This window comes from Maribacter sp., from assembly GCF_039968975.1.
GTDB lineage: Bacteria > Bacteroidota > Bacteroidia > Flavobacteriales > Flavobacteriaceae > Maribacter.
The window spans coordinates 1-4,427 of the sequence record NZ_JBDVOT010000005.1 but is presented as its reverse complement, the minus strand read 5'-3'; the positions used below and the strand labels follow the sequence as shown (position 1 = coordinate 4,427).

At 36.2% G+C, this 4,427-nt stretch carries 4 protein-coding genes; all 4 read right to left on the bottom strand.

The features are described 5' to 3' along the window. A partial coding sequence (locus tag ABJI11_RS00225) for an aminotransferase class V-fold PLP-dependent enzyme (protein WP_348348420.1) occupies nt 1-1,092 on the bottom strand: 1,092 nt, incomplete at its 3' end. 102 nt (nt 1,093-1,194) lie between these two features. Next, nucleotides 1,195-3,006, bottom strand: a complete 1,812-nt coding sequence (locus tag ABJI11_RS00220; RefSeq protein WP_348348419.1) for an acyl-CoA dehydrogenase family protein — start codon at nt 3,004-3,006, stop codon at nt 1,195-1,197. A 48-nt stretch (nt 3,007-3,054) separates the two neighbouring features. Next, on the bottom strand, nt 3,055-3,411 hold the full coding sequence (locus ABJI11_RS00215) for a four helix bundle protein (protein ID WP_348348417.1): 357 nt from the start codon (nt 3,409-3,411) through the stop codon (nt 3,055-3,057). Between the two features lie 46 nt (nt 3,412-3,457). Beyond that, on the bottom strand, nt 3,458-4,427 hold a 970-nt coding region (locus ABJI11_RS00210), incomplete at its 5' end, for an acetyl-CoA C-acyltransferase (protein WP_348348416.1).

Below are 4,427 nucleotides of genomic sequence, written 5' to 3'. Positions count from 1 at the left end.
ACCATATAATTTTAAAAGCGTAAACCAGTGAATACTCATCATGTTTTTGGTACACTCAAATGTACGTTTACCAGAGTTGTACCAATCTTCATGCTCAGAGTCTGACAATAAATAATCTGCTTTTTGACTAAACGTTGTTTTAGCGTTTACTTCATCATTAAAGAGAAGGGCAGTGGTCAATGCTGGCATCATCATCATTTTATGCCCGTCAATGACAACAGAATCAGCCTTATCAATACCATTAAGAGTGTGCTGATATTTTTTAGAAAAAATTCCCGCTCCACCATGGGCACCGTCAACATGGAACCAGATATGATGTTTTTTAGCGAACTCACCTATAATTTTTAGATTATCGAATATTCCTGTTGCAGTAGAAGGTGCGCTACCAACAATGGCAAATACTTCTATACCATTTTCAGTTGCTTCTTTAAATTTGGTTTCTAGCATATCGGTATTCATGCTAAAACCTTCTGTGACAGGTACTTTAATGATGCCTTGTTCACCTAGTCCCATAATTCTAGCTGCACGGTCAACGCAATAATGTGCTTCTTCGCTCACCATAATTCCCAATTTATTTTTGCTGCCTTCATTCCAAATATCTTGTTTTGTAATGGCTTTTCTAGCGCTTAACAATGCAGTTAGGTTGGCCAGGGTTCCTCCAGAAGTTAAAAATCCTCCCGAAAAATCATTGAAGCCAATTTTCTGGCATATAAGTTCTATAATAATTCGCTCTATTGCATTTGAGGACATTCCCATTTCGTAAACCGCTGTTCCATTATTTAACAAAGCGCTGATTAAACTTGTTAATGCGGTTATTGGAGCAGGCGGACTCACTTGATGACCAATGTAATGTGGGTGGTGTATATGTGTAGTTCTATTAGTAATTTCTTTGAACAAGTCTTTACTATCTCCTTTAGATAAAAAATTTCTCCAAAATTCTAGTTCATTATCAGGATTGTTCCAATTAATGGCATTTCGGGAAGAATCATTTAGCTTATCCTCTAAATGTGAAGTCAATTGGTCAATTAAATGATGTCCGTTTGAATTAAAATCGGATGTATTATAAACTTGTTCTAGTAATTTCTTGTTCATGCTTTAAAAGTAGTCTCAATATGAATGTTTACCAAACAAAAAAACCGCCCCAATTGGGACGGTTTAATATTCAAGTTACCAAACAACAAAAGGTAATCTGAATTAGTCAAACGTATAACCGTTATCTGCAGCAACCTTATCCGCAATTTGTGTGCGTAAGGCAACTACATTAGGGTAGTTTGTATATTTCGTAAAACGTTTAAGCCCCATTAGCATCATTCTTTGCTCATCACCTTCAGCAAAAGAAACAATAGCTTCTTTTCCTTTATTAATGATAGTTTCAGTTGCATTGAACAAATATAATCTAGACATAGCTATTTGTGTAGCTTGTGCCTCTTCGCCAAAACGTTTTGCATTTTTCTCTGTACGTAATAAAGCAGATTCTGCCATATATACTTCAATAAGAATATCAGATGCCGCCAACATTAATTGTTGGTGTTTTTCTAGTTCTGGTCCGTATTTTTGAACGGCAGAACCAGCAACCATTAAAAATACCTTTTTTAATCGTTTTAAGATGTCTTTTTCTTCAGCAAATAATTCTGAAAAATCTGGAGTATCAAAAGAAGGAATACCCATTAACTCTTCACCAACAGCAGTAGCAGGACCTAAAAGATCAACATGGCCTTTCATAGCTTTTTTTACAAGCATACCTACCGCCAACATTCTGTTAATTTCGTTGGTACCTTCATAAATACGAGCAATTCTTGAATCTCTCCATGCAGATTCCATAGGTGTATCTGCACTAAAGCCCATACCACCAAAAATTTGGATTCCTTCATCAGTGGTATTCTGACAATCTTCAGAAACAGCTACTTTAAGAATAGAACATTCAATTGCATATTCTTCAACACCTTTTAATTCAGCTTCTTGGTGTGTATTACCCTCAGCTTCACGAATTGCAATACGGTCTTCAATATTTTTAGCAGCTCTATAACTCGCAGATTCATCAACATAAACACTGGTAGCCATATCAGCGATCTTAGACTTAATAGCGCCAAAGTTCATAATTGGGGTTTTAAACTGAATACGCTCGTTAGCATATTTAGTAGCTTCACCAATTACTCTTCTTTGTGCATCTAAACATGCAGCCGCTAATTTAATACGACCAACATTTAAAGCGTTCATTGCAATTTTAAATCCGTTTCCTCTAGTAGAAAGCATATTCTCAGCAGAAACTTTTGTTTCATTGAAGAATACCTGACGAGTAGAAGAGGAGTGGATACCTAATTTCTTTTCCTCGTCACCTAAAGTGATTCCGTTACTTGGGTCATTTTCAACGATAAAACCAGTAATGTTTTTATCATCTTCAATACGAGCAAATACAATAAACATGTTACAGAAACCTGCGTTTGAAATCCACATTTTCTGACCTGTAATACTATAAGACTTACCATCTTCAGAAAGAACAGCTTTAGTTTTTCCTGAGTTTGCATCAGAACCAGCACCTGGCTCGGTAAGGCAATAAGCACCAAACCACTCTCCTGAAGCTAATTTTGGAACATATTTTTGCTTTTGCTCTTCTGATCCATAAAGGGTAATTGGCATTGTACCAATACCTGTATGCGCACCAAAGGCAGTACTGAAAGAACCAGTAGCCCCAGAAATATAATCACATACTAACATAGTAGAAACAAAGCCCATGCCCATACCACCATATGATTCTGGTACAGCAACACTCAATAACCCTAACTCACCTGCTTTACGCATAGTTTCTTCAGTGAAAGCATAATCTTTATTCTCAAAACGCTCCCAATGTGCCCAAAGTTCTCTGTCAACAAATTCTTTGGTACTCTCACGCATCATGCGTTGCTCTTCGTTCAAATCTTCAAGTGTGAAAACGTCTTCACAATTGGTTTCTTTTACAAGGAACTGTCCTCCTCTAAGAATATCTTTTTTTGCTGTATCTGTACTCATGTTGTTAATAGTATTTAGAAGTTAGAATTGAGAAAATAGAAAAGAGAATTAAGATAGGCTGTTTTGAAAACCCATTGTCATTTTCTGAAATTCTTCAATTTTATCTTCAAGTAATTTTAATTTATTATCAGTTATATAATTTCTGTTATTCGCAATTAATAATTGTGTTCCTAATTCAAAAGAAGAACCCAAAGAGATATTTAAAAAATGACTAAACGATTTATCTGTTCTAGCCGATCCCTCTGCTATATTACTTGGGATTGAAATTGAACATCGACTCATTTGTGAGCCTAAATCATACTTTTCATGCTTAGGAAGACTTACTAATAAATCTGATATGTCATTAGCTATTTCCATACCTAACTTCCAAATTTTCAAATTTCTATAGTTATGCCTTAAAGCCATTAAACATTATTCTTTAATCTCTTTTCTATTCTCTAGCTTCTAAATTTTAATTTAAAAATTCAAATATCCCTGCGGCACCTTGACCAGTACCTACACACATGGTAACCATACCATATTTGCCTTGCATATCTCTCTTACGCATTTCATCAAATAACTGTACGGATAACTTAGCTCCTGTACACCCTAATGGATGACCAAGGGCAATAGCGCCACCATTTACGTTAACGATATCTTGATTAATGTTCAATTCACGCATTACAGCTAAAGATTGAGAAGCGAAAGCTTCGTTCAATTCTATTAAATCTATATCATTTAGCTTCAATCCTGCTTGTTTTAAAGCCTTTGGAATAGCGGCAATAGGTCCTATTCCCATAATTCTTGGAGGTACACCTGCAGCTGCATAATTAACCAATCTTGCAATAGGTTCAAGATTTAACTCTTTAACCATTTCTTCGCTCATGATTAAAACGAATGCTGCACCATCACTCATTTGAGATGAGTTACCAGCAGTTACACTACCACCGGCAGCAAAAACTGGGCGAAGCTTATTTAAAACCTCTACCGAAGTTCCTTTTCTAGGTCCTTCATCTTTGGTAACCGTATATTTACGATGTGCTTTCTTTCCATTGGCATCTAAATATGTTTCCTCAACTTCAATAGGTGCTATCTGACTTTGAAAACGGTTTTCCGCTTGTGCTTTTAACGCTTTCATATGTGAATTGTAAGCAAAATTATCTTGATCTTCTCTAGATACTTTGTACTCATGTGCTACAGCTTCTGCGGTATTACCCATTCCCCAGTAGTAATCTTCATGACCAGAATTTGCCAAGTCATAGTTTAATTCTGGTTTATTACCTGTCATAGGAACAGAACTCATACTTTCAGCACCACCGGCGATAATACAATCGGCCATACCAGCTTGAATTTTAGCTGCGGCAACACCAATAGTCTCTAAGCCCGAAGCACAGAATCTATTTACGGTGACACCTGGTACATCAACAATATCCAATCCCATT